A 23,937-nucleotide genomic window follows, 5' to 3' on the forward strand; every position below is an offset into this window, starting at 1 on the left:
GAAGTGGGGGCTTTGAACAGTGTTTAGCGGTTAGAGCCTGCGCTCGAAAATCGCGCCCTCGATGCCCAGCACCTCGCAGGTGTCGGCATAGATCCCCACGCCCTTCTCCCACACGTGCTTGATCGACTGGTCGGCGCAACGGATCTGGTAATTGAGTTCGAACGGTTCCTGCCGCGACAACGCATATTGCACCTCGCGCCACACGTAGTCGGCGTCTTCGGCCAGGATCAGGCTGTTGTAGGTGAACTCATGGTTGTCCACCAGACGCTCGGCGGGGTAGCCGGTCAATTGCAGGCAGCCGGCGCTGACGAATTCCATGGTCCAGTCGCGGTTGTTGCGGCCGCGATAGATCAGGCCCGGCATGCTGTCGAGCAAACTCATGCTGCTGCGCTGGCTGGCCTGCAGGGCGATTTCGCGGCGTTTGTGCACGGTGATATCCCCGGCCACCAGGTAGAAACCCTGCGGGCCGCGCTTGAGGCTGACCTCGAACCAGCGCAGCTCGCCGCACGGGTGCACGAAACGCAGGCGCTGGTTGAACGAGGTCTCGGGGCGCCGGCGCAGTTCATGCAAGGCCTGGCGCCACAGCGGGCGGTCTTCCTGGTGCACGTAATCGACGACATTGCGCTCGGCGCCCGGCGGTCCCATCAACTCGGCCCAGGCCAGGTTGAAGTGGGCAATCTGGCCGCTGTCGCGCAGGTGCAGCAAGGCCGCGGGAAAATAATCCATCAGGTGCGCGGGCGGTGTCTGTACCCAGGCTTCGGGGCTTTCCCTCATCTAATGACGCTCCTCGTGTTTGAGCAACGCGCCGCTGTGCACCCAGGCCGCCAGCTCCAGGCGCGAATGCAGGCCGAGTTTCTGCAACAGGCTGCGCACGTAGATTTTCACCGTGCCGTCGCTGATCCCCAGTTCCCTGCCGATCTGTTTATTGCTCATGCCGGCGGCGATCAGCGCCAGGGTCTGGCCTTCGCGCTCGGTGAGGTGGTCGCCGCCCGGCGCTTCGCCCGGCTGCGTGGGCTCGGCCTGGTCGGCGAGCAAGGCGATCAGCGTTGAATCCAGCACGATTGCGCCCTTGTGGCAGTTGCGCATATACGCCAGCAGCGCGTCGGGTTCGGTTTCCTTGAGCACGTAACCGCTGGCGCCCAGGCGCAAGGCAGTGAGCAATTCGGCGCGGTCCATCGAGGCCGTGAGCACCACCACCTGGCAGTCCAGGCGCAACTGGCGCAGTTCGTCCAGCACTTGCAGACCGCTGAGGCCCGGCATGTGCAGATCCAGCAACACCTGCTGCGGCGTCAGGCTCACGGCCAGGTTGATGCCTTCCCGGCCACTGGCCGCCTGCCCCACCACCTCGAAGTCGTCGCTGGCGTCGAACAACTGCGCCAGGCCCTTGCGAAACAGCGGGTGATCATCGATCAGTAATAAGGTCGTGCAGTCCATCGAGACTCCCTTGTGGCAGGTCGTGGTGGCGGCGCAGGCCGAGGTGCACACGCACCCCGTGCGGGCGGATCGCTTCAATGCTCAGGCGCGCGCCGATGCTGGCGGCGCGCTCGCGGATAATCGCCAGGCCGAAATGGTTGTGCTCATCGCACGCCGGGCTCAGGCCGATGCCATCGTCCTCCACCGACACCGAGGCCTCGCCGTCCTGGGTCTGGCGCAGTTCGATGCGCACATGCCGCGCGTGGGAGTGACGCACCGCGTTGGCCAGGGCCTCGCGCACGATCTGCAGGATCTGCAATTCGGTTTCCGGGCTCAGAGCGTCGTCAGCCAGGCGGTTGTCCAGCTCAAACACAATGATGCAGCGCCGCGAAAACTCCGCGACGGAATCGGCCAGGGCCTGACGCAGCGAGCGTCCGTCCATGGTCAGGCGCGCACTGGTAATCAGCTCGCGCACCTGGCGTTGCAACTGGCTCAGGCCGGCGCAGAGGTCTTGCAGGGCCGGCGCGCCTAGCTGTGATTGCAGCCCGTGGGCCTGGAACGCCAGGTAGCCCAACTGCTGCGCCACCGAATCGTGCAGCTCGCGGGCCAGGGCGCCGTGGCGCGACGTCGCCTGTCGGCGCTGTTGCTCACGCTGGTCGCTGCGCAGACGCACGGCGACCCCCACCGCGTACGCCGCTTCCTCCAGCAACTGGCGCCAACTCGCGCCGGCGCGCCTCGGCGTATCGAGCAGCAACGCGCCCTTTTCGCCCTCGGGCAAGGCGCACACCAATCGGTGCACGCCCCGTTGCCAGCATGGCCGACAAGCCTGGGGCGTGTCCGTCGCGCTCGCGTCGCGCCAGGGGCAGCGCGCCACGTCCTGGCAGCCCTCGATCAAGCCACGCCGCGTCGGGCCCAGGTCTTCGCCGCCGAGGATCAGATTCAGCCGGGCAGCGGGCAGCAGTGCATCGAAACGGTCCAGAAAACCCGACAAGGCACCGTCAGCGTGCAGGGGCAAGCCGGCCAGCAGCCTGCGCACGCTACGCGCCTGTTCGGGGCGCACAGGCCCCAACCAGAGCGGCCAGCCCTTCGGTCGTGTTAGCACTCTTCGATAACTCCCCGTCCCGTTGCTGAGCGTTAACCCAAGACCAGCAACTTCCATGCCCCGAACGCGGGTGCGGCAAGGCTTATCTCCAAAGGCATAGCCCTTTTTCCAGATTGAGAAGATTTTCCTCATAGGAAAGTATCTCTCCCAACAGGAAACAAAACGCACCTTGGAGAGCCCGCATGACGCACACCCACAACCGCCCCATCGTGGTGATGCAATCGGCAACCGCCCCCACAGAGGTGGTCACCGAACTGGACAACCCGTTGCTGCTGAACGGCGAACAGCCCGACTTTGCCCGGCGCCTGCAACACGCCTTGGCCAACGCCACGGTGGGCTGTCGGCTCTATCTGCTGGGCGATGAAGCCTTTGTCTGGCGCATTCACGCTGAGGCCCGCGCCGCCGGCCTGGACGACGACGAGATCAGCGTGACCTGCACGATGCCCGGTTTGCGCCAGGTGTATTGCGCCCATTGCGGGCTGACCCAGACCGCAGGCTCGGAGCCCGTGTTGAATTGCATCGGCTGCAACGTCGGGCTGGAAGTACGCACGCATTTTTCCCGGCGCCTGGGGGCTTACCTCGGCGTGTGCAGCAATCCCGACCAGCCTTACGCGGGGTTCCAGCCATGAGCGCCGCCCTCAAGGTCCGAGTCAGTGCGGCCAGAATGCTCACGCCGGTGGTGCGCGAGTTCACCCTCAGCGCCTGCGACGGCGCCCTGCCCGCTTTCTCGCCCGGCAGCCACGTCCAGGTGCATCTGCCGCTGGCCGAGGGCACAGTGCGCAACGCCTACTCGCTGACCGGCGACCCGGCGAACACCCGCGACTACCGCATCGCCGTGCGCCTGCAGGACGCATCGCGCGGCGGTTCGCAGTACCTGCATCAGCAGGTGCAGGTCGGCGACACCTTGCAGATTTCGCCGCCGGCCAATCTGTTCGCGCCCCATGGCACCGCACGCTTGCACATATTGATCGCCGCCGGCATTGGCATCACGCCGTTCATGGCCTATATCGCCGCGATGGAACAGCAGCAGGCCGATTTCGAACTGCATTACCTGTTCCGGCCGGGCCTCAGCGATGCCTACCTCGATGAGCTGCAACAGCGCCTCGGCCCGCGTCTGCATGTCTACGCGCAGCGCCCGGACCTGAACCGCATCCTCGCCAACCGCCCGCTGGGCAGCCACGTCTACACCTGCGGCCCGCAAGCCTTGCTCGAAGCGGTCGAGCAACACGCCGCGCGCCTCGGCTGGCCGCTCAAGCGCGTGCATTCGGAAGCCTTCAAAGGCGCGCAGCCGGGCCAACCGTTCGACCTGCACCTGGTGCGCAGTGACCGGCACCTGCATGTCGAGGCCGAGCAAAGCCTGCTCGAAGCCCTGGAACACGCCGGCTTGCAAGTGCCCAACCTGTGCCGTGGCGGGGTCTGCGGCCAGTGCATGACGCGCCACCACGGCGGCGCCATCGAACACCGCGACAGTTTCCTCAGCCCGGCCGAGCAGGCCGAATTTCTGATGCCCTGCGTCTCGCGCGGCACCGGCCCCTGCGTTTCGCTGGACCTATAGGAGTGAGTGCCATGCCCCTGCAATCGAGCCCTGTGCTGAGCTATCGCGACGACTTCAGCTTTCGCAACAGCCCGGCGGCAATCCGTCGCTTCCCCTTCCCGTTCATCGAGGACAACTACCGGTATTCGGTGAACATCGAACCGGCCACCGCCCGCGACCCGGGTTCCGTCTACGAGCATGCCTTCGACATCGACGAGCACTACCGCTCGGAAATGGCCGAACGTGCGCTGATCCTGGACAACGACCCGCGCCGCTATCTGGCGATGCCGCACATGCAAGCGGCAGCCTGGGACGCGCTGCAAATGCTCATGGAAAACCTCGCCGCCGACTACCCACAGTGGTTCAGCCTGGAGCGCGACGGCGACCGCTGGCACTGGCGCAATCACCTGCTGCCGATCGACCAGCGCTTTGTCTTCGGCGATGCCACCACCCTGCCCTACGCACCGCTGGAATATATCGGCCGCCAGGTGCAGGGGGATTTCGCCCTGCTCGACCAGCGCGACGACGACCTGTACATGGACGCCGGCATCGTCACCAGCCCGGCCGACTGGTCCCTGGCGTTCGACGCCGGCATGAGTTTCAAGCAGTGGCACGCACCGGTGCCCATGGCCAACCAGATGGGCGTGTTCGACCGTGCGCTGAAGTACCTGCTCAACCTGCAGGCCGGCCAGCCGGTGCGGCGCCTGAACTGGACCCTGACCATCAACCCGCGCCTGGATTCGTCGCCGGAAACCTTCCACCAATGGGGCGCCGATCGCGGGCGGATCACCGCACAGAACGTCGGCCAACAAGTGCACCTGCGGGTCGAGCTGCAAGTGATGGCGCGCCTGCCGCGCAGCAATGCGGTGATGTTCAGCATTCGCACCTACCTGATCAGCCTCGACGAACTGGTCACCCACCCCGGCTGGGGCTGCCGCCTGCACCGCGTGCTGCGCGACCTGCCCGATGCCATCGCCGACTACAAGGGCATGACCCGCTATCGACAGACCCTGGTGGCGTGGCTGAGCCAGTTCGATCCACTTGCCTGACCTTCTTCTCTCGACAAGGAACCTCACATGACCCACTCCTGGCGTATTTCTGCATTGGCCGAGCGGCACCGCGCGCTCGGCTCGAACCTCGAAGACTGGAACGGCATGGGCACCGCCTGGACCTACAGCAGCGCGCTGGCCGACCACCACGAAGCGATCCGCACCCGCGCCGGCCTGATGGACGTCTCGGGCCTGAAAAAAGTCCACTACGTCGGCCCGCACGCCGAAAGCCTGTTGCAGTGGGCTACCACCCGCGACATCGCCAAGCTCTATCCGGGCAAATCGGTGTATGCGTCGATGCTCGACGAGGACGGCAAATTCGTCGACGACTGCATCGTCTACCGCACCGGGCCCAACGCGTTCATGGTGGTGCATGGCGCCGGCACCGGGCATGAAATGCTCGTGCGCTCGGCCCAGGGCCGCCAAGTGGCGGTGCTGTTCGATGACGACCTGCACGACCTGTCGCTGCAGGGCCCGCTGGCGGTGGATTTTCTCGCCGAGCACGTGCCCGGCATCCGCCAGCTGCCGTACTTCCATCACCTGCAAACGCGCCTGTTCGAGCGCCCGGTGATGATCTCCCGCACCGGCTACACCGGCGAGCGCGGCTACGAGATTTTCTGCAAGGCCGCCGACGCCCCGTTCCTGTGGGACAGCATTCTCGAACAGGGCGCGAGCCTGGGGATTATCCCCTGCGCCTTCACCGCCCTGGACTGGCTGCGGGTGGAAAGCTCGCTGATGTTTTTCCCCTACGACAACTCGCAGATGTATCCCTTCGCCGACCAGAAGGCCGGCGACACCCTGTGGGAAATGGGCCTGGACTTCACCGTATCGCCCGGCAAACAAGCGTTCCGTGGCGCCGAGGAACACCTGCGCCTGCGCGGCCAGGAGCGCTTCAAGATCACCGGCGTGCTGCTCGACGGCGTGCGCGCGGCCGAGGCCGGCGACACCTTGTGGCAGGGTAATCAGCAAGTCGGCGTGATCACCTGCGGCATGTATTCGCGCCTGAGCAAACGCTCGATGGCCCTGGCGCGCATGAATGTCGCCTGTTCCGTCCCCGGCATTGCGTTGCAGGTGCGCGGCAGCCTCGAAGGCGCCGCCACCACCCACGCACTGCCCTTCGACGACCCGGAAAAAACCAAACGCACGGCCAAGGGCTGAGCCTGCCTTCCCTCTTATTCAGGAGCCTTCAATGGACGCCTCAAGCGAACATTACATTCTCAAGATCACCTGCCCGGCCGCGTCCGGGATCGTCGCCGCGATCAGTGCCTGCCTGGCCCGGCAGCAGTGCTACATCAGCGAACTGGCGCAATTCGACGACGAGTTCACCGGCCAGTTTTTCATGCGCGCGGTGTTCCGCTTCAACAAGGGCGTCAACGGCGATATCGCCGACGTGCGCAAAGGCCTGGGCGAACTCGCCGGCGGCTTCGACATGCACTGGCAGTTGTTCAGCTCACGCCAGCCGACCCGCGTGCTGCTGATGGTCAGCAAGTTCGACCATTGCCTCACCGACCTGCTCTACCGCCACCGCAAAGGCGAGATGGACATGACCATCACCGCCGTGGTCTCCAACCACCTGGACCTGCGGGCGATGGCAGAGCGTGAAGGCATCCGCTTCATCTACCTGCCGATCACCAAGGACACCAAGGCCAGCCAGGAAGCCGAACTGATGCGCATCGTCGAAGACACCCAGACCGACCTGGTGGTGCTCGCACGTTACATGCAGATCCTGTCCGACGGCCTGTGCCAGCAACTCTCGGGGCGGGCGATCAACATTCACCACTCGTTCCTGCCCGGTTTCAAAGGCGCCAAGCCCTACCACCAGGCCTATGACCGTGGCGTGAAACTGATCGGCGCCACGGCCCACTACGTCACCAGCGACCTCGACGAGGGCCCGATCATCGAGCAGGAAATCCAGCGCGTCGACCATACCCACCTGCCCGATTCCCTGGTCGCCATCGGCCGCGATACCGAAACCGTCGCACTGTCCAAAGCCCTGAAATACCACCTGGAACACCGGGTGTTCATCAACCACGACAAGACAGTGATCTTTCGCTGAAACCCTCAGGAAGCACGCTCATGACTCTACGTGTAGCAATCATCGGCGCCGGCCCATGCGGCCTGGCCCAACTTCGCGCCTTCCAGTCGGCCCGCGACAAGGGCGCCGACATTCCCGAACTGGTGTGCTTCGAGAAGCAGCAGGACTGGGGCGGTATGTGGAACTACACCTGGCGCACCGGCCTGGATGAAAACGGCGAGCCGGTGCACGGCAGCATGTACCGCTACCTGTGGTCCAACGGCCCCAAGGAATGCCTGGAGTTCGCCGACTACACCTTCGAAGAACATTTCGGCCGGCCCATCGCCTCCTACCCGCCCCGCGAGGTGCTGTGGGACTACATCAAGGGCCGCGTGGAAAAGGCCGGTGTGCGCGATTACATCCGCTTCAACAATGTGGTGCGCCAGGTCACCTTCGACGAACAGACCCAGCGCTTCACCCTGTACGCCCACGACTACACCCACGACACCATGACCTGTGAAGAATTCGACTACGTGATCAACGCCTGCGGCCACTTCTCCACGCCCAAGGTCCCGTACTTCGAGGGCTTCGAGCAGTTCGCCGGCCGCATCCTGCATGCCCACGACTTTCGCGAGGCGCTGGAATTCAAGGACAAGGACCTGCTGATCGTCGGCAGCAGTTATTCGGCCGAGGACATCGGCTCGCAATGCTACAAATACGGCGCGCGCAGCATCACCAGTTGCTACCGCACCGCGCCCATGGCCTACGCCTGGCCGGACAACTGGGAAGAAAAACCGCTGCTGCAGCGCCTGGAAAACAACCGCGCGTTCTTTGCCGACGGCAGTAGCAAGCACGTCGACGCGGTGATCCTGTGCACCGGCTACAAGCACCACTTCCCGTTCCTGCCGGATGAACTGTGCCTCAGGACCGACAACCGTCTGTGGCCGATGAACCTCTACAAAGGCGTGTTCTGGGAACCCAATCCGCGGATGATTTACCTCGGCATGCAGGACCAGTGGTACTCGTTCAACATGTTCGACGCCCAGGCCTGGTATGTCCGCGATGTGATCCTCGGGCGCATCCAACTGCCCAGCCAGGCCGAGATGATCGCCGACAGCCAGCAATGGCAGGCACGGGAACTGACCCTGGAAACCAACCAGGAAATGTTCGAGTTCCAGGGCGCCTACATCCAGCACTTGGTGGATGCTACCGACTACCCGAACTTTGACATCGCCGCCGTCAACGAGACCTTTCTGCACTGGAAACACGACAAGGCGGAAAACATCATGGGCTATCGCGACAAGTCCTACCGCTCGCTGATGACCGGCACCCAGTCGCCACCGCACCACACCCCGTGGCTGCAGGCTCTGGACGACTCGATGGCGGCGTACCTGGGCGAGCCGGTGACGCCCATCAAGTCAGTCGGCTGAGCGGGTGGCCATGATGAATGCGCCGCGTGTTTCCCACCCGCGAGAACCCGGGCTGTTCGCCCGGGCGCCGAACCTGGAACGCTACCGCGTGGCCGCCGGCGGTGTGACCCTGGTCGACCTGCAGCCCGGCGACGGCCTGCAGGTGATCGACCTCGAAGGCCGGCAGACCTGCAAACTGCTGGCCCTCGACGCCAGCGGCCGCAGCGCCCTGACGAGCTGGGGCCTGAGTGGCTCGAGTGCCTGCCGCGTGCCCTCGCGCATCGGCCAGGTGCTCGCGCGGCGCGGCATCGACACCCAGGCATTGCCGCTGGCCGCCGTGCTGTGGGACGACGACAGCCCGCCCGGCCACACCCGGCAGTTCGTCGCCCATGACCGCCTGCTGGCGATCGTCGCCGCCCCCGCCGGGCCCACCGCCGTCGACCGGCAATACCGGCCCAGCGAACTGCGCCTGTTGGTGACCCGCGCCAACCCGTCGCCATTGCTGGTGCCGGCCCTGCCCGAGCCGTTGGGCGAGGTGCTGGACGAGTTCACCGTGCGCGCGGGCACGGCCCACAGTTACACCGTCGCCAAGGGCCAGTACGTGCAGGTACTGGACGTCGCCGGGCGCCAGTGCTCGGACTTCGTCGCCCTCGACCGCCGCGCCCTGGATCGCGGCGTGGAGCTGGACCTGGACCAGACCGTGACGCGCACGCTGAACGGCAGCGCCTACCCGGCGCCGGGGCTGTTCTCGAAGTTTTTCGACCGCCAGATGCACCCGATGCTGGAGGTGGTGCAGGACACCGTCGGGCGCCACGACGCCTTCGCCCTGGCGTGCGCGGCGCGTTACTACGAATCCCATGGCTATTTCGGGCACGACAACTGCAGCGACAACCTCAACCGCGTACTCGCCCCCTACGGCGTACAGGCGCGCAACGGTTGGCCGGCGATCAATTTCTTCTTCAACACCGGCATTGATGCACACCAGCAGATGACCCTGGATGAGCCGTGGTCGCGGCCCGGCGACTACGTGCTGCTGCGGGCCATGACCGAGCTTGTGTGCGGCAGTACCTCGTGCCCGGATGACATCGACCCGGCCAATGGCTGGAACCCGACCGACATCCATGTCCGTATCTACAGCGAGAAGGAGCGTTTTTCCATCGCCATGAGCACTCGAACCACGGCCGATGCCGACCCGATACTGACCCGTGAGACCGCGTTCCACTCACGCACCAGCGCCCTCACCGGCAGCTTCACCGAGTACCGCAACTGGTGGCTGCCATTGCGCTACGACGGTTATGGCGCCACCGAGGAATACCTCGGTTGCCGCGAACGCGTGGCGGTGATGGACCTGACCGCCCTGCGCAAATTCGAGATCATCGGCCCCGACGCCGAAGCCCTGTTGCAATACTGCCTGACCCGCGACGTGCGGCGCCTGGCGGTGGGGCAAGTGGTCTATTCGGCGATGTGCCACGAACACGGCGGCATGCTCGACGACGGCACCCTGTTGCGCCTGGGCCCGGACAACTTCCGCTGGATCTGCGGCGAAGACTACGCCGGCGTATGGCTGCGCGAGCAGGCGCAAAAACTGGGGATGAAGGTGTGGGTCAAGTCCGCCAGCGAGCAGATTCACAACCTCGCGGTGCAAGGGCCACGCAGTCGCGAGCTGCTCCAGCAGATGGTCTGGACGCCGCCCACCCAACCGGGCGTGGACAGCCTCGGCTGGTTCCGCTTCCTGGTCGGGCGGCTGGACAGCTTCGAGGGCTGCCCGCTGATGATTTCGCGCACCGGCTACACCGGCGAACTGGGCTTCGAGGTGTGGTGCCAGCCCGAAGACGCCGAACAGGTGTGGGACCGCATCTGGCAACTCGGCCAACCCCTGGGCCTGGTGCCCCTGGGCCTGGAAGCCCTGGACCTGCTGCGCATCGAAGCCGGGCTGATTTTTGCCGGCTACGAGTTCAGCGACCAGACCGATCCGTTCGAGGCTGGCATCGGCTTCAGCGTGCCACTCAAGAGCAAGACCGATGACTTTATCGGGCGCGATGCCCTGTTGCGGCGCAGCGCCCATCCCAGCCACAAGCTGGTCGGCCTGCAACTGAGCGGCAACGAGGCTGTGCACCATGGCGACCCGGTGTACCACGGCCGGGCCCAGGTCGGGGTCATCACCAGTGCCTGCCGCTCACCGTTGCTGGCCAGCAATATCGCGCTGTGCCGGGTGGACGTGAGCTGCGCCGAGCCCGGCACCCTGCTTGAGATTGGCAAAGTCGATGGCCTGCAGAAGCGCATCAGCGCCACGGTCAGCGCAGCGATTTTCTATGACCCGGACAAGAGCCGCGTGCGTAGCTGATCGACGTCTTGCTCACTTTTGACTGCCCACACCCGCACCTTTGGGAGCTCGCCGGCAAGCGGCTCCTACGGGTCCCGCTCTAATTCAGACATGGGAATACGAAGATGGAAGCAACGACGTTCGAGGCTGTACCGCAGGCTGCCAGATCAGTGGGCAGCCTGCACCGCAAGATCGATTGGCGCGGTGCATTCTGGGTCGCCAGTGGAGTGCCCGCGCTGGTGCTGTTCTCCATCGGCGCGATTGCCGCCACGGTGGGCAAACCGGCCTGGATCGTGTGGATCGTGTCGATCCTGTTCGGGTTTATCCAGGCCTTCACCTACGCCGAGATCGCCGGACTGTTCCCGCACAAGTCCGGCGGCGCCTCGGTGTACGGCGCGGTGGCCTGGGTGCGCTACAGCAAGTTGATCGCGCCGGTGTCGGTGTGGTGCAACTGGCTGGCCTGGTCGCCGGTGCTGTCCATCGGCTCGGGGCTGGCGGCGGGGTATATCCTCACCGCGCTGTTTCCCGCCGACGCGCTGATCAACACCTGGCAACTGACCCTGCTCGACCTGGGTTGGGTCAAGACCGGCCTGTCGTTGCGCATCAACGCCACCTTCGCCATCGGCCTGTTGATTCTGCTCACGGTGTTTGCCGTGCAGCATGGCGGCATCCTGCGCTCGGCGCGACTGACCCTGGTGCTGGGCGTCACCTCGCTGATTCCGCTGTTGCTGGTGGGCGTGGTGCCGTTGTTCACCGGGGATGCGGCCCAGGCCAACTTCCTGCCGCTGTTCCCGCTGGCCCATGACGCGGCCGGGCAAGTCATCGACGGCCCGTGGGATATCTCCGGCTGGTCGCTGATGGCCGGCGGGCTGTTCATGGCCGCGTGGTCCACCTACGGGTTCGAAACGGCGGTGTGTTACACCCGTGAGTTCAAGGACCCCAAGCGTGACACCTTCAAGGCGATCTTCTACGCCGGCCTGTTGTGCATCCTGGTATTCACCCTGGTGCCCCTGGCGTTTCAAGGCAGCCTCGGACTCGGCCAACTGGTGACCCCGGCGGTGCTCGACGCCAGCGGCGCGGTGGTGACTCCGGCGGTGTACAGCGGCCTGCTGTCGCCGGCGATCTACAGCGGCATGGGCGTTGGCCAGGTGATGGCCGACAGCATCGGCGGCGGCAAGGTGGTCGCCAATATCGTGCTGATCATGCTGGTGCTCGCTACATTGCTGGCGATCATGACCTCGATGTCCGGCTCGTCGCGCACCTTGTACCAGGCGTCGGTGGACGGCTGGCTGCCCAAGTACCTGGGACGCACCAACGAACACGGCGCGCCCACGGCGGCGATGTGGACTGACCTGTCGTTCAACCTGCTGTTGTTGCTGATGTCGGACTATGTGTTCGTGCTGGCGGCGTCCAACGTCAGCTACATCATCTTCAACTTCCTCAACCTCAACGCCGGCTGGATCCATCGCCTCGACCGCCCCGACTGGGTACGCCCGTACAAAGCCCCCACCGTGCTGCTCGCGGCCGGCGGGGTGCTGAGTTTCGTCAACCTGGCCTGCATGGGCCTGGGTGCGGATATCTGGGGCGCGGGCACGCTGGTCACCGGCTTGCTGCTGGCGCTGCTGATCCTGCCGGTGTTCTGCTACCGCCACTATGTGCAGGACAAAGGCCGCTTCCCCGCCGCCATGCTCAGTGACCTGCATATCCAGGACGATGACGGCCAACGCCGCGCCGGCTGGCTGCCCTACGCCACGCTGATCGCCGGCGTGCTGGTGGTGTATGCCTGCCATCAACTGGTAGCCTGATTGCCCTGGGCTGCCTACCGCTGAGGGATTTATCCCTCAGCTCCCTTATTTTTCCAGACAACGGTGACGCTTTTGACCAGCACACGCCCCCCCCTTGCCCGCGATATCGACGGCAAGGCCATTTCTGCCCTGGTGCTTGACGAGGTTCGCGAAGAAGTCCTGCTGCTTGCCGCCCAACATATCTTCCCGGCCCTGGCCGTGGTGCTGGTGGGCAACGACCCGGCCAGCGAAGTGTATGTGCGCAACAAACTGCTACGGGCCAAGGAAGTCGGGATCCGCTCCCTTGAATACCGTCTGCCGGCTGATGCCAGCCAGGCGCAAGTGCTCGACCTGCTGGCCGAGTTGAACGCCGACGCGTCGGTCAACGGCGTGCTGGTGCAGTTGCCGCTGCCGGCGCACATCGACGAGGCGGCGGTGATCCATGCGATTGACCCGATCAAGGATGTGGACGGTTTCCACCGCGAGAACGTCGGCGGCCTGGTGCAAGGCATCGAGGTGCTCACACCCTGCACGCCCAGCGGCTGCATGCGCCTGCTGCATGAAACCTGCGGCGACTTGAGTGGCTTGCACGCGGTGGTGATCGGTCGCTCGAACATCGTCGGCAAACCGATGGCGACCCTGCTGTTGCAGGCCAACTGCTCGGTCAGCGTGGTGCACTCGCGCAGTGTCGATGCACCGGCGTTGTGCCGTTTGGCCGACATCGTCGTCGCCGCCGTGGGCCGCCCGCAGTTGATCGATGCCAGTTGGCTCAAGCCTGGCGCGGTGGTGATCGACGTAGGGATCAACCGCATCAATACCGAGACCGGTACGCGGTTGGTGGGCGACGTGGACTACGCCAGCGCCCGCACCGTGGCCAGCGCGATTACGCCGGTGCCAGGAGGTGTGGGGCCGATGACCATTGCCTACCTGCTGAAAAACACCCTGGTGGCCAGCCAGTTGCAGCGCAGCAAGACAAATGTGGGAGGGGGCTTGCCCCCGATTGCAGTGGGTCAGCTACAAACAAACTGACTGATCCGGCGCCATCGGGGGCAAGTCGAAGCGTCGCACCGCCCCTCCCACATTTTGAGCTGCGTTTACTCAGGGGGAGGATCAGTGGTTGTAGGCCCGCTCGTTATGCTCGGCCAGGTCCAACCCCATCCACCGTGACTAGCCAGTTGCAGCGCAGCAAGGCAAATGTGGGAGGGGGCTTGCTCCCGATTGCAGTGGGTCAGCTACAAACAAGCTGACTGACCCACCGCTATCGGGAGCAAGTCGAATCGTCGCACCGCCCCTCCCACATTTTGAGCTGCGTTTAGAGGATCAGTGGTTGTAGGCCCGCTCGTTGTGTTCGGCGAGGTCCAGGCCCATTTCTTCCACCGACTCATGGGCTCGCAGGCCGACCAGGGCATTGACCACTTTGAGAATGATCCAGCTGACCACGAAGCAGTACACCGTGGTCAGCAACACCCCTTTGATCTGTGCCACCACCTGTGCGCCCATGGTCACGCCTTCCACCAGGCCGCCCATGGACGGCACGCAGAACACGCCAGTGAGCACCGCGCCGATCATGCCGCCGATGCCGTGCAGGCCGAATACGTCGAGGCTATCGTCGTAGCCGAAGCGGCGCTTCAACACGGTCACGCTCAAGTAGCAGAACACCCCGCACAGCAAGCCGATGGCCAACGCACCGCCAACGCCCACATAGGCGCACGCCGGGGTGATGCCCACCAGACCGGCCAATGCACCGCTGGCCAGGCCCAGGGCGCTGGGTTTGCCGACCTTGAACCACTCGGTGAACATCCAGCCGAGAATCCCCGCACAAGCGCCCAGTTGGGTGTTGAGCATGACAATCCCCGAGGTGCCGTTGAGGCCGCCGCCGGAGCCGATATTGAAGCCGAACCAGCCGACCCAGAGCATCGCTGCGCCGGCCATGGTCAGGCTCAGGTTATGCGCAGGCATCGGCGTGTTCTGGTAGCCCTTGCGCTTGCCGAGGATCAGGCACGCGGCAAGCGCGGCCACACCGGCGTTGATGTGCACGGCGGTGCCGCCGGCAAAATCGAGCACGCCCCAGTTATGCATCAAGGCCCCCGAACCGCCCCAGACCATATGCGCCACCGGGGCATACACCAGGGTGAACCAGATGGCCATGAACAGCAGCGCCGCCGAGAACTTCATGCGTTCGGCGAAGGCGCCGGCGATCAGCGCCGGGGTGATGATCGCGAAGGTCATCTGGAAGGTCACGAACACGCCTTCCGGAATATCCCCCACCAGACTCTCGGGGGTCATGCCCGCCAGGAACGCGCGGCTCAAGCCACCGACAAAACTGTTGAAGGTCACCTGCCCTTCGACCATGCCCGTGGTGTCCACCACCATGCTGTAGCCGTAGATCACCCACAGCACGCCCACCAGCCCGGCGACGCCAAAACACTGGGTGAACAGCGAGAGCATGTTTTTCGCCCGGACCAACCCGCCATAGAACAGCGCAAGCCCCGGCAGGCACATGAATAACACCAGCACGGCGGCGGTGACCATCCAGGCGGTGCTGCCGGTGTTCAAGGTGGGTGCATCGGCAGCCTGGGCCAAGGGTGCGAAGGCACTGGCGGCCAATAAGCCCAAGAGGGATTTGCCGAGAAGACGATTGATCATGTTCAAAGCTCCTGCAAAAGATAGGGGAGATGCATGTAGGAGCGAGGGGGACGCCTAGTTCTTGCTCGCGAAAAACGTCCAGGCAACGCGGGCATCCAGGATGCCCGCGTTATCGTTAACGACCTTCGCGAGCAAGCTCGCTCCTACAGGGGTGGAACGCCGTAGCAGCCGGCAAGCCGGCTCGTAACTCAGTAACCGGAACCCGGTATCCAGCTGGTCCCCGCCAACGGCACCCGGGCCATGGCGGCCGACTCCACCGTCAGTGCCACCAGGTCCTCAGGATCGAGGTTGTGCAGGTGCGACTTGCCGCACGCACGCGCCATGGTCTGGGCTTCCAGCACCATCACCCGCAGGTAGTTGGCCAAGCGACGGCCGCCTTCCACCGGGTCCAGACGTTTCGACAGCTCCGGGTCCTGGGTGGTGATGCCGGCCGGGTCGCGGCCGTTCTGCCAGTCGTCGTAGAAGCCGGCGGCCGAGCCGATCTTTTTCAGTTCCGCGTCCAGCCGTGGGTGGTTATCGCCCAGGGCAATCAGCGCCGCCGTGCCGATGGCCACCGCATCCGCGCCCATCGCCATGGCTTTGGCCACATCGGCGCCGTTGCGAATCCCGCCCGACACAATCAACTGGACCTTGCGGTGCATGCCCATCTCTTGCAAAGCCTGTACCGCTTGCGGGATCGCCGACAAAATCGGGATGCCGACGTGTTCGATGAACACTTCCTGGGTCGCCGCGGTGCCGCCTTGCATGCCGTCGAGCACAATCACATCGGCGCCGGCCTTGACCGCCAGCTTCACGTCGTAATACGGGCGGCTGGCGCCGATTTTCACGTAGATCGGTTTTTCCCAATCGGTGATTTCACGCAACTCGGCAATCTTGATCGCCAGGTCGTCCGGGCCGGTCCAGTCCGGGTGGCGGCAGGCGCTGCGCTGGTCCACGCCGATCGGCAAGGTGCGCATGCCGGCCACGCGTTCGGTGACCTTCATGCCCAACAACATGCCGCCACCGCCGGGCTTGGCGCCCTGGCCGAGGACGATCTCGATGGCGTCGGCCTTGCGCAGATCATCAGGGTTCATGCCGTAGCGCGACGGCAGGTACTGATACACCAGGTGCTGGGACTGGCCGCGCTCTTCCGGGGTCATGCCGCCGTCACCGGTGGTGGTGCTGGTGCCGGCGATGGTCGCACCACGGCCCAGGGCTTCCTTGGCGTTGGCCGACAACGCACCGAAACTCATGCCGGCGATGGTCACCGGGATCTTCAGGTGGATCGGCTTCTTGGCGAAACGGTTGCCGAGGATCACGTCGGTGCCGCACTTTTCGCGGTAGCCTTCCAGCGGGTAACGCGACACGCTGGCGCCGAGCAGCAGCAAGTCATCGAAGTGCGGCAGCTTGCGCTTGGTGCCACCGCCGCGAATGTCATAGATGCCGGTTTCGGCGGCACGTTGGATTTCCTGGATGGTCAGGCGGTCGAAGGTGGCGGACTCGCGCAACACTGGAGGGGTTTTTTCACTCATGGTGTAGCTCCTGGTTCAGTACGCGGACGCGTTATCGACTTTGAAGTTGTACAGCTGGCGGGCCGAGCCGTAGCGTTTGAAATCCGCCGCCTGGTGAGCGAAACCGGCGCGGTCGAGCAGTTCTTGCAGCTCTTGCAGGTGTTCGCTGCGCATCTCTTTTTCGATGCAATCGGAGCCCAGCGACTCCACCTTGCCCTTCACGTAGATGTGGGTTTCGTACAGCGAATCCCCCAGCGCATCGCCGGCATCGCCGCAGACGACCAGACGCCCGGCCTGGCCCATGAAGCAGCTCATGTGGCCGATGCTGCCGCCGACCACGATGTCGATGCCTTTCATGGAAATCCCGCAACGCGCGCCGGCGTCGCCTTCGATCACCAGCAGACCGCCATGGGCCGTGGCCCCGGCCGCCTGGGATGCGCTGCCTTTGACGCGCACCGAACCGGACATCATGTTCTCGGCGCAGCCCACGCCGACGTTGCCGTGCACGGTGATCGACGCCTGTTGGTTCATGCCCGCGCAGTAGTAGCCGGCGTGGCCCTCGATATCGATGGACACCGCCTGATTCACCCCCACGGCAAGGTTGTGCTTGCCGTTGGAGTGGGTGACGCGCCACTCGTCGTCGATGGCCTGGGCGTGCAGCGCCTGGTTGAGGTCACGCACGGTGGCGGTGGAAAGGTCGATGGTTTTCATGTGTGCGCTCCTTAAGCTGACTGGCGTTCCCAGATGTACAAAGTGGCCGGTGCCGGTTCCCAGATCCGCGCGTTCTCGATGCCCGGCAGGCTCGACAGCGCCTGGTACTCGGAGGCCATGGCGACGTAGTCGTCGGTCTCGGCGAGGATCGCCGGCTTGCACGCGATCGGGTCGCGGATCACCGCAAAACCGTTGCGCGTGCCGATGGCGAAGGTGAAGAAGCCGTCGAGGTCTTCCAGGGCATGGTCCAGCGCGTCCTTGAGCGAATCGCCCTGTTGCAGGCGCCAGGTCAGGTAGCCGGCGGCGACTTCAGTGTCGTTGTCGGTTTCAAAATGGATGCCTTCGCGCTTGAGTTCCTGGCGCAGACGGAAGTGGTTCGACAGCGAACCGTTGTGCACCAGGCACAGGTCGGCGCCGGTGGAAAACGGGTGGCTGCCTTCCATGGTCACGGCGCTTTCGGTGGCCATGCGGGTGTGGCCGATGATGTGGCTGCCCTGCATGCCCGCCAGGCCGAAGCGCTGGGAAATTTCCTGGGGCAAGCCCATGCCCTTGAGGATCTCGATGCTCTGCCCGGCGCTCATGATGCGCACGCTTGGCGCCAGTTCAGCCAGGGCCGCACGCACCGGCGCCTCGTCGGCATGGATCTTCAGCACCGCAGCGCTGGCGTTCTGGAACCAGTCCAGCGAGCAACCCAGGCGCCCTTCCAGCTCGCCCATCAGGGCTTTCCAGTCGAAGGCCTCGGTGGTGGCTTGCAGGGTCAGCTTGACCCAGCCGTCGGCGACTTCGTCACCGTAGATGGCAAAACCGGCACTGTCCGGGCCACGGTCGGTCATGGCCTGCAACATCGGCTCGAACAGTTGGCCGAGCTGGGGTTCCAGTCGCGGGTTTTTCAGGTACAGACCTACGATTCCACACATATCAAGTCTCCGTCACACGGTGTCAGAAAAATTCGGTATAGCGCTGGATTTCCCAGTCGCTCACATGGCGGCTGTATTCCACCCATTCCATGCGTTTGAGCTTGATGAACTCGCCCACGATCTGCGGGCCCATGACCTCGGCGAACAGCGGGTCGGCTTCCAGCGCGTCGCAGGCTTCCTTGAGGGATTGAGGCAAGGTCTTGATGCCGCGCTCGGCGATCTGCTCCAGGCTCAGGCTGTAGAGGTTTTCGTTGCAGACGTGGTCGATTTCCAACTGGCGATCAATCCCGTCCAGGCCGGCGGCGATGATCGCGGCGCTGACCAGATAGGGGTTGCAGCCGGCGTCCGGCAGACGGAATTCCAGGCGACCGTAAGGCACGCGCACCATGGCCGAACGGTTGTTGGCGCCAAACGCGATAAAGGCCGGGGCCCAGGTGGCGCCGGACAACGAGTTGCCCACCACCAGACGCTTGTAGGAGTTGACCGTGGGCGCGGCGAACGCACACAACGCCGGGCCATGGGCGAGCAGGCCGGCGGCGAAGTGATAGGCCATTTTCGACAGGCCCATGCCGCTCGGGTCGCTGGCGTCGTGGAACAGGTTCTTGTTCTCGGCGCTGCTGATCGACAGGTGAAAGTGCATGCCGTTGCCGGCGCGTTTCGGGTCGGGCTTGGGCATGAAGGAACAGATCATGCCCAGGTCGTTGGCGATCTCGCCGGCGGCCATGCGGAAGAAGGTGAAACGGTCGGCCGAGGTCAGGGCGTCGCTGTAGGTGTAGTTGATCTCGAACTGGCCGTTGGCGTCTTCGTGGTCGATTTGATAGACCTCGAAATCCACCGCCTGCAAGGCTTCGGTCAGGTTCTCCAGGAACACCCGCGAGCGCGACAGGCCCTTGTAGTCGTAGCAAGGCTTGTCGAGGTTGTCGCTGGGGTCGACCAGTTGCAGCTTGCCCTGTTCGTCGCGGCGCATCAGGTTGAATTCCGGTTCCAGGCCGGTGTTCAGCGTCCAGCCCTTGTCTTGCAGGCGCTGCACTTGCTGCTGCAAGACGTAGCGGCTGTCATAGGGATGGGGCTTGCCATCGACATGGCCGACGCACACCACCCGCCCGTAGCCCGGCTGCCAGGGCACCGGCATCAGCGTGGACAGGTCGCCCCGCGCCATGAAGTCCGGACCGTGGGGCTCCATGCCCATGCCGCTGATGGCAAAGCCGGCAAACCCGGCGCCCTCTTCGGCCACCGTCTTGAGCCCGCAAATCGGCACCGACTTGGTCTTGGCCGCACCGTGTATATCCACAAACTGCGCAAGCACGTACTTGATGCCGTACTTGTCGATGATGCGCTGGGTTTCTGCTGGCAACATTGCGTGTCACTCCTCGCGAAAGGCAAAACCGTGTGGGTGGGCCTAGACTTTCTTTTTATTCCTAAAAAGAAAGTTAGTTTCTCTACAGGAATGCAATACCCTTGCCAGATTCGCGAGCTAGTGATTGAAGTGCCGGTGAAAGCGCTTTTGTGCTGTATATATGGGAAAATTCTTTTCCCCGTGGGAATACGTACCAGGACGCGACCGCCAAGGGTCGCCGTTTGCACTTTCCTAGTGCGAAACTAATATTACTGAACGGAAAGTGTGCAGGATCAGATGACTATGTCCACCGAAACCGCCCCCCGCCTCAAACTCGAGCAATACCTGGGTTTGCAGATCAAACGCCAGCGCCAGGCCCAGGACCTGAAGCTGTCCGACGTGGCGAAGATCGCCGATATCAGCCAGGGCATGTTGAGCAAGATCGAAAACGCCCAGGTCTCCACCAGCCTCGACACCCTCAGCCGCCTGTGCGACGTGCTCGGGCTGCCGTTATCGAAATTGTTCGCCGAATACGATCAACAGGACGGCAGTGCCTTGCTGGTCAAAGCCGACCAAGGCATGGAAGTGGTGCGCCGAGGGACTGAAAAGGGGCACACCTACCATCTGCTCAACCACACGCGCGGGCCGAAGAAGAGCTTCGAGGCGTACATGGTCAGCATGGACGACGCCAGCGAAGAGTTCCCGACCTTCGCCCACCCGGGCACCGAGTTTTTGCACTTGCTGGAAGGCGAGCTGATTTATCGGCATGGGAATCAGCTGTATCGGATGGAAGCCGGCGACAGCCTGACGTTCGAGGGCGAGATTCCCCATGGTCCTGAGCAACTGGTGCGGGTGCCGATTCGCCTGCTGTCGATCATGAACTACGGGAACGACAAGGAATCATGAAGATCGACCTGTGGGAGGGGGCTTGCTCCCGATAGCGGTGTACCAGTCGCCATTGGTTTTGACTGGTAGATCGCTATCGGGAGCAAGCCCCCTCCCACATTTTTGATTGTGTTGGGCCTGTGAAAATTTCCCCTCAGTTAAAAAACTTTCCCAAAACCCCTAGACGCCCCGCCCCCATTCCCCTATAAAGCCACTTCAGGAATATTTTATTCCTCACAAGAAAATGCGCTCACGGAACGAGCCTGCTGTCCTCTGACGTTTTTTCGCTATGCGATGAGCTGCCGCCATCATCCCGAGGACGTGTCATGCAACACGAAAAAAACCATTTCATCATCAAGGTCACTTGTCCCGCGGTGTCCGGCATTGTCGCTGCCGTCACCACGTACCTGGCGGACAACGCGTGCTACATCGGGGAGATGGCGCAGTTCGATGATGATTTCAGCGGTCGCTTCTTCATGCGTGCCGTGTTCCGTTTCAACGATGGGCACGCCGGCGACCTGGAACAGATCCGCGCCGGTTTCGCCGACGTCGCCCAGGCCTTCGACATGCAGTGGGAGCTCTACGACACCCGCGAGCCGATGCGCGTGATGCTGATGGTGAGCAAGTTCGACCATTGCCTCACCGACCTGCTCTACCGCTACCACAAGGGCGAGATGGACATGACCATCACCGCCATCGTCTCCAACCACCTCGACCTGCGGCCCATGGCCGAGCGCGAGGGCATCCGCTTCATCTACCTGCCCGTGACCAAGGACACCAAGGCCGCGCAGGAAGCCGAACTGATGAAGATCGTCGATGACACCCGCACCGAACTGGTGGTGCTGGCGCGCTATATGCAGATCCTCTCCGACGACCTGTGCCGGCAATTGTCGGGACGCGCGATCAATATTCACCATTCGTTCCTGCCCGGTTTCAAAGGCGCCAAGCCCTATCACCAGGCCTATCAGCGTGGCGTGAAGTTGATCGGCGCCACGGCGCACTACGTGACCAGCGACTTGGATGAGGGCCCGATCATCGAACAGGAAGTCCAGCGTGTGGACCACGTGTACAAGCCCGACGACCTGGTCGCCATCGGCCGTGACACCGAAACCGTGGCCCTGTCCAAAGCGGTCAAGTACCACCTGGAGCACCGGGTCTTCCTCAACCAGGACAGAACGGTGGTGTTCCGGTGAGCGCGCCCATACTGATCGACGGCAAAGCCGCCGCCGCACGGGTGCTGCTGCAAGTGCGCGAGGACGTCGCGCGCCTGCACGAGCAAGCCATTAATCCGGCCCTGGCGGTGATCCTGGTGGGCAACGACGCCGCCAGCCAGGTGTATGTGCGCAACAAGATCCTGCGCGCCGAAGAAGTGGGGATCCGCTCCGTGGAGCATCGGCTGCCCAGCGACACCAGCACCGAACAACTGTTGATCCTGATCGCCCAGTTGAATGCTGACCCGGCGATTAACGGCATTCTCCTGCAATTGCCGCTGCCCAGGCAGATGGACGAACTGCGCGCCCTGGAGGCCATCGCGCCGCAGAAGGACGTGGACGGTTTCCACAGCCAGAACGTCGGCGGTCTCAGCCAGGGGCGCGCAGTGCTCACGCCGTGCACCCCCAGCGGTTGCCTGTACCTGCTGGAGCAAACCTGTGGCGACCTGCGCGGCAAACACGCGGTGGTGATCGGCCGCTCGAACATCGTCGGCAAACCCATGGCCGCCCTGCTGCTGCAGGCCGACTGTTCGGTCACCGTGCTGCATTCGCGCAGCCACAACGCCCAAGCGCTGTGCCGCCAGGCCGACATCGTGATCGCCGCCGTGGGCCGTCCACGCTTGATCGACGCCAGTTGGCTCAAGCCCGGCGCGGTGGTGATCGACGTCGGCATCAACCGTATCGACGACGACGGCCGCAGCCGCCTGGTGGGCGATGTCGACTTCGATGCCGCCCTGCCCATCGTCGCCGCCATCACCCCGGTCCCCGGCGGCGTTGGCCCGATGACCATTGCTTTCCTGATGAAAAACACCGTGACCGCCGCCCTTGCGCAACATCACGCCCTACGCAGCCAATCGGAGGCCGTATGCCATTCAATCTATTGAAATACGGGCTGAGTTCGGAGTACCCGGTGGAGGTGGACCTGCCACCGCCCAAAGAGCTCAAGTCGAGTTACGACGTGGTGATCATCGGCGCCGGCGGTCACGGCCTGGCGACCGCCTACTACCTGGCCAAATACCACGGCATCACCAACATTGCCGTGCTGGAGAAGTCCTACCTGGGCGGCGGCAACACCGCGCGTAACACGGCGGTGATCCGCTCCAACTACCTGACCAGCGACGGGGTGCGCTTCTACGCCGAGTCGGTGAAGATGTTCCAGGCGCTGTCCAACGAATTCGATTTCAACATCATGTATTCCGAACGCGGCCAACTGACCCTGGCCCACACCGACGCCACCGTGCGTTCGTTCCGCCAGCGCGCCGAGGTCAACAAGCACTTCGGCGGGCGCACCGAGATGATCGACCGCCAGCAGATCCGCGAACTGGTGCCCAGCCTCAACCTCGACCCCGGCCACCTGCCGGTGCTCGCCGGGCTCTGGCACATCGACGGCGCCACCGCGCGCCACGATGCCGTGGCCTGGGGCTACGCCAAACAGGCGGCCAAGCGCGGCGTGGAAATCCACCAGCTCACCGAAGTGCAGGACCTGATCATCGAAAACGGCGCCATCACCGCCGTGAAAACCAATCGCGGCACCATCCGGTGCGGCTGCGCGGTGCAGGCGATTGCCGGGCACAGTTCGCTGCTGATGGCCAAGGCCGGCATCCGCTCGCCGATCCAGACCTTCCCGTTGCAGGCCATGGTCACCCAGCCGTTCAAGCCGTTCCTCGACCCGCTGGTGAGCTCCTCGGCCCTGCACTGCTACGTGCAGCAAACCAGCCGTGGCGAAGTGGTGTTCGGCGGCGGTTCCGACCCCTACCCGCTGTTCAACACGCGCTCGACCCTGGACCTCAAGGAAAGCCTGCTGGCCCATGCCATCGAGATGTTCCCGTTCCTGGCCAACGCCAAGTTGATGCGCCAGTGGGCCGGGATCACCGACATGACCCCGGACTACAGCCCGATCATGGGCCTGTCGCCGGTGAAGAATTACTACCTCGACGCCGGTTGGGGCACCTGGGGTTTCAAGGCCACGCCGATCTGCGGCAAGACCATGGCCGAGCTGGTCGCCAGCGGCGGCAAGGTGCCGGCGCTGATCAAACCTTTCGGCCTCGAACGTTTCTCGACCTTCCAGCAAGTCAATGAGATGGGCGCCACGGCGGCCAGTCACTGATGGAGA

21 protein-coding genes are annotated in these 23,937 nt (G+C 64.0%); 13 read left to right on the forward strand and 8 right to left on the reverse strand.

The window, feature by feature from the left end:
* Positions 1 to 30 precede the first annotated feature (30 nt).
* Genes ACLH0J_RS22700 through ACLH0J_RS22710 form a run of 3 tightly spaced genes read right to left on the reverse strand, consistent with a single transcriptional unit; the run spans position 31 to position 2,515 of the window.
* Complete coding sequence (locus ACLH0J_RS22700; RefSeq protein ID WP_411389125.1) at positions 31 to 774, reverse strand: PAS domain-containing protein; 744 nt, start codon at positions 772 to 774, stop codon at positions 31 to 33.
* A complete protein-coding gene (locus ACLH0J_RS22705; RefSeq protein WP_042947310.1) occupies positions 775 to 1,434 on the reverse strand; it encodes a response regulator in 660 nt (219 codons plus the stop codon).
* Positions 1,403 to 2,515 carry a sensor histidine kinase gene (locus tag ACLH0J_RS22710; protein ID WP_411389126.1) on the reverse strand — a complete coding sequence of 371 codons (1,113 nt, stop codon included), beginning with the start codon at positions 2,513 to 2,515 and terminating at the stop codon, positions 1,403 to 1,405. Before ACLH0J_RS22710 ends, ACLH0J_RS22705 begins: the two co-directional genes overlap by 32 nt.
* A 182-nt stretch (positions 2,516 to 2,697) precedes the next feature.
* Between ACLH0J_RS22710 and ACLH0J_RS22715 the strand changes: the two genes are divergently transcribed.
* From ACLH0J_RS22715 to folD (ACLH0J_RS22755), 9 genes are all read left to right on the forward strand, one after another.
* A complete protein-coding gene (locus tag ACLH0J_RS22715) occupies positions 2,698 to 3,144 on the forward strand; it encodes a dimethylamine monooxygenase subunit DmmA family protein (protein WP_411389127.1) in 447 nt (148 codons plus the stop codon).
* On the forward strand, positions 3,141 to 4,070 hold the full coding sequence (locus tag ACLH0J_RS22720) for a PDR/VanB family oxidoreductase (RefSeq protein ID WP_411389128.1): 930 nt from the start codon (positions 3,141 to 3,143) through the stop codon (positions 4,068 to 4,070). The genes ACLH0J_RS22715 and ACLH0J_RS22720 overlap by 4 nt, the downstream gene beginning before the upstream one ends.
* Positions 4,071 to 4,081: 11 nt before the next feature.
* Complete coding sequence (locus ACLH0J_RS22725; RefSeq protein WP_411389129.1) at positions 4,082 to 5,098, forward strand: heme-dependent oxidative N-demethylase family protein; 1,017 nt, start codon at positions 4,082 to 4,084, stop codon at positions 5,096 to 5,098.
* 27 nt (positions 5,099 to 5,125) lie between these two features.
* Positions 5,126 to 6,256, forward strand: coding sequence for an aminomethyltransferase family protein (locus tag ACLH0J_RS22730; RefSeq protein ID WP_411389130.1), 1,131 nt, complete (start codon positions 5,126 to 5,128; stop codon positions 6,254 to 6,256).
* A gap of 31 nt (positions 6,257 to 6,287) precedes the next feature.
* Positions 6,288 to 7,154 carry a formyltetrahydrofolate deformylase gene (gene purU, locus ACLH0J_RS22735; protein WP_411389131.1) on the forward strand — a complete coding sequence of 289 codons (867 nt, stop codon included), beginning with the start codon at positions 6,288 to 6,290 and terminating at the stop codon, positions 7,152 to 7,154.
* Positions 7,155 to 7,174: 20 nt separating this feature from the next.
* Positions 7,175 to 8,542, forward strand: a complete 1,368-nt coding sequence (locus ACLH0J_RS22740) for an NAD(P)-binding domain-containing protein (protein ID WP_411389132.1) — start codon at positions 7,175 to 7,177, stop codon at positions 8,540 to 8,542.
* 13 nt (positions 8,543 to 8,555) lie between these two features.
* Positions 8,556 to 10,865 carry a DUF1989 domain-containing protein gene (locus ACLH0J_RS22745; protein ID WP_411389133.1) on the forward strand — a complete coding sequence of 770 codons (2,310 nt, stop codon included), beginning with the start codon at positions 8,556 to 8,558 and terminating at the stop codon, positions 10,863 to 10,865.
* A 104-nt stretch (positions 10,866 to 10,969) separates the two neighbouring features.
* Positions 10,970 to 12,649: an APC family permease gene (locus ACLH0J_RS22750; protein WP_411389134.1), complete on the forward strand. Its 1,680-nt coding sequence runs from the start codon at positions 10,970 to 10,972 to the stop codon at positions 12,647 to 12,649.
* A gap of 63 nt (positions 12,650 to 12,712) precedes the next feature.
* Positions 12,713 to 13,657: a bifunctional methylenetetrahydrofolate dehydrogenase/methenyltetrahydrofolate cyclohydrolase FolD gene (folD, locus tag ACLH0J_RS22755; protein WP_411389135.1), complete on the forward strand. Its 945-nt coding sequence runs from the start codon at positions 12,713 to 12,715 to the stop codon at positions 13,655 to 13,657.
* Positions 13,658 to 13,948: 291 nt separating this feature from the next.
* Here the strand turns inward: folD (ACLH0J_RS22755) and ACLH0J_RS22760 are convergent, their stop codons facing one another.
* From ACLH0J_RS22760 to glnT, 5 genes are all read right to left on the reverse strand, one after another.
* On the reverse strand, positions 13,949 to 15,274 hold the full coding sequence (locus tag ACLH0J_RS22760; protein ID WP_411389136.1) for an ammonium transporter: 1,326 nt from the start codon (positions 15,272 to 15,274) through the stop codon (positions 13,949 to 13,951).
* Positions 15,275 to 15,462: 188 nt separating this feature from the next.
* Positions 15,463 to 16,785, reverse strand: a complete 1,323-nt coding sequence (locus ACLH0J_RS22765) for an FMN-binding glutamate synthase family protein (protein ID WP_010566660.1) — start codon at positions 16,783 to 16,785, stop codon at positions 15,463 to 15,465.
* 15 nt (positions 16,786 to 16,800) lie between these two features.
* On the reverse strand, positions 16,801 to 17,475 hold the full coding sequence (locus ACLH0J_RS22770; protein ID WP_010566659.1) for a protein glxC: 675 nt from the start codon (positions 17,473 to 17,475) through the stop codon (positions 16,801 to 16,803).
* An 11-nt stretch (positions 17,476 to 17,486) separates the two neighbouring features.
* A complete protein-coding gene (locus tag ACLH0J_RS22775; protein WP_262050986.1) occupies positions 17,487 to 18,392 on the reverse strand; it encodes a class II glutamine amidotransferase in 906 nt (301 codons plus the stop codon).
* A gap of 22 nt (positions 18,393 to 18,414) precedes the next feature.
* Entirely contained in the window at positions 18,415 to 19,749 is a 1,335-nt protein-coding gene (glnT, locus tag ACLH0J_RS22780) for a type III glutamate--ammonia ligase (RefSeq protein ID WP_411389137.1), read from the reverse strand.
* A gap of 282 nt (positions 19,750 to 20,031) precedes the next feature.
* Here glnT and ACLH0J_RS22785 point away from each other — a divergent pair, with 282 nt between their 5' ends.
* The 4 genes from ACLH0J_RS22785 to ACLH0J_RS22800 all read left to right on the forward strand — a co-directional run bounded on the left by ACLH0J_RS22785 (position 20,032) and on the right by ACLH0J_RS22800 (position 23,931).
* Positions 20,032 to 20,634 (forward strand): helix-turn-helix domain-containing protein, encoded by a 603-nt coding sequence (locus ACLH0J_RS22785; RefSeq protein WP_010566656.1) that lies wholly within the window; start codon positions 20,032 to 20,034, stop codon positions 20,632 to 20,634.
* A 305-nt stretch (positions 20,635 to 20,939) separates the two neighbouring features.
* Positions 20,940 to 21,806 (forward strand): formyltetrahydrofolate deformylase, encoded by an 867-nt coding sequence (gene purU / locus ACLH0J_RS22790; RefSeq protein ID WP_411389138.1) that lies wholly within the window; start codon positions 20,940 to 20,942, stop codon positions 21,804 to 21,806.
* Entirely contained in the window at positions 21,803 to 22,708 is a 906-nt protein-coding gene (folD, locus tag ACLH0J_RS22795; RefSeq protein ID WP_411389139.1) for a bifunctional methylenetetrahydrofolate dehydrogenase/methenyltetrahydrofolate cyclohydrolase FolD, read from the forward strand. Before purU (ACLH0J_RS22790) ends, folD (ACLH0J_RS22795) begins: the two co-directional genes overlap by 4 nt.
* Positions 22,690 to 23,931 carry an FAD-dependent oxidoreductase gene (locus tag ACLH0J_RS22800; RefSeq protein WP_411389140.1) on the forward strand — a complete coding sequence of 414 codons (1,242 nt, stop codon included), beginning with the start codon at positions 22,690 to 22,692 and terminating at the stop codon, positions 23,929 to 23,931. The genes folD (ACLH0J_RS22795) and ACLH0J_RS22800 overlap by 19 nt, the downstream gene beginning before the upstream one ends.
* The last annotated feature ends 6 nt before the right edge of the window (positions 23,932 to 23,937 follow it).

Source organism: Pseudomonas sp. MPB23 (assembly GCF_046605395.1).
GTDB lineage: Bacteria > Pseudomonadota > Gammaproteobacteria > Pseudomonadales > Pseudomonadaceae > Aquipseudomonas.

Excerpts from the sequence above, each read along its gene's own strand:
- ACLH0J_RS22700 (WP_411389125.1), bottom strand. The coding sequence starts at position 774 with ATGAGGGAAAGCCCCGAAGCCTGGGTACAGACACCGCCCGCGCACCTG.
- ACLH0J_RS22705 (WP_042947310.1), bottom strand. The coding sequence starts at position 1,434 with ATGGACTGCACGACCTTATTACTGATCGATGATCACCCGCTGTTTCGC.
- ACLH0J_RS22715 (WP_411389127.1), top strand. The coding sequence starts at position 2,698 with ATGACGCACACCCACAACCGCCCCATCGTGGTGATGCAATCGGCAACC.
- ACLH0J_RS22720 (WP_411389128.1), top strand. The coding sequence starts at position 3,141 with ATGAGCGCCGCCCTCAAGGTCCGAGTCAGTGCGGCCAGAATGCTCACG.
- ACLH0J_RS22725 (WP_411389129.1), top strand. The coding sequence starts at position 4,082 with ATGCCCCTGCAATCGAGCCCTGTGCTGAGCTATCGCGACGACTTCAGC.
- ACLH0J_RS22730 (WP_411389130.1), top strand. The coding sequence starts at position 5,126 with ATGACCCACTCCTGGCGTATTTCTGCATTGGCCGAGCGGCACCGCGCG.
- purU (WP_411389131.1), top strand. The coding sequence starts at position 6,288 with ATGGACGCCTCAAGCGAACATTACATTCTCAAGATCACCTGCCCGGCC.
- ACLH0J_RS22740 (WP_411389132.1), top strand. The coding sequence starts at position 7,175 with ATGACTCTACGTGTAGCAATCATCGGCGCCGGCCCATGCGGCCTGGCC.
- ACLH0J_RS22745 (WP_411389133.1), top strand. The coding sequence starts at position 8,556 with ATGAATGCGCCGCGTGTTTCCCACCCGCGAGAACCCGGGCTGTTCGCC.
- ACLH0J_RS22750 (WP_411389134.1), top strand. The coding sequence starts at position 10,970 with ATGGAAGCAACGACGTTCGAGGCTGTACCGCAGGCTGCCAGATCAGTG.
- ACLH0J_RS22760 (WP_411389136.1), bottom strand. The coding sequence starts at position 15,274 with ATGATCAATCGTCTTCTCGGCAAATCCCTCTTGGGCTTATTGGCCGCC.
- ACLH0J_RS22765 (WP_010566660.1), bottom strand. The coding sequence starts at position 16,785 with ATGAGTGAAAAAACCCCTCCAGTGTTGCGCGAGTCCGCCACCTTCGAC.
- ACLH0J_RS22770 (WP_010566659.1), bottom strand. The coding sequence starts at position 17,475 with ATGAAAACCATCGACCTTTCCACCGCCACCGTGCGTGACCTCAACCAG.
- ACLH0J_RS22775 (WP_262050986.1), bottom strand. The coding sequence starts at position 18,392 with ATGTGTGGAATCGTAGGTCTGTACCTGAAAAACCCGCGACTGGAACCC.
- glnT (WP_411389137.1), bottom strand. The coding sequence starts at position 19,749 with ATGTTGCCAGCAGAAACCCAGCGCATCATCGACAAGTACGGCATCAAG.
- ACLH0J_RS22785 (WP_010566656.1), top strand. The coding sequence starts at position 20,032 with ATGTCCACCGAAACCGCCCCCCGCCTCAAACTCGAGCAATACCTGGGT.
- purU (WP_411389138.1), top strand. The coding sequence starts at position 20,940 with ATGCAACACGAAAAAAACCATTTCATCATCAAGGTCACTTGTCCCGCG.
- ACLH0J_RS22800 (WP_411389140.1), top strand. The coding sequence starts at position 22,690 with ATGCCATTCAATCTATTGAAATACGGGCTGAGTTCGGAGTACCCGGTG.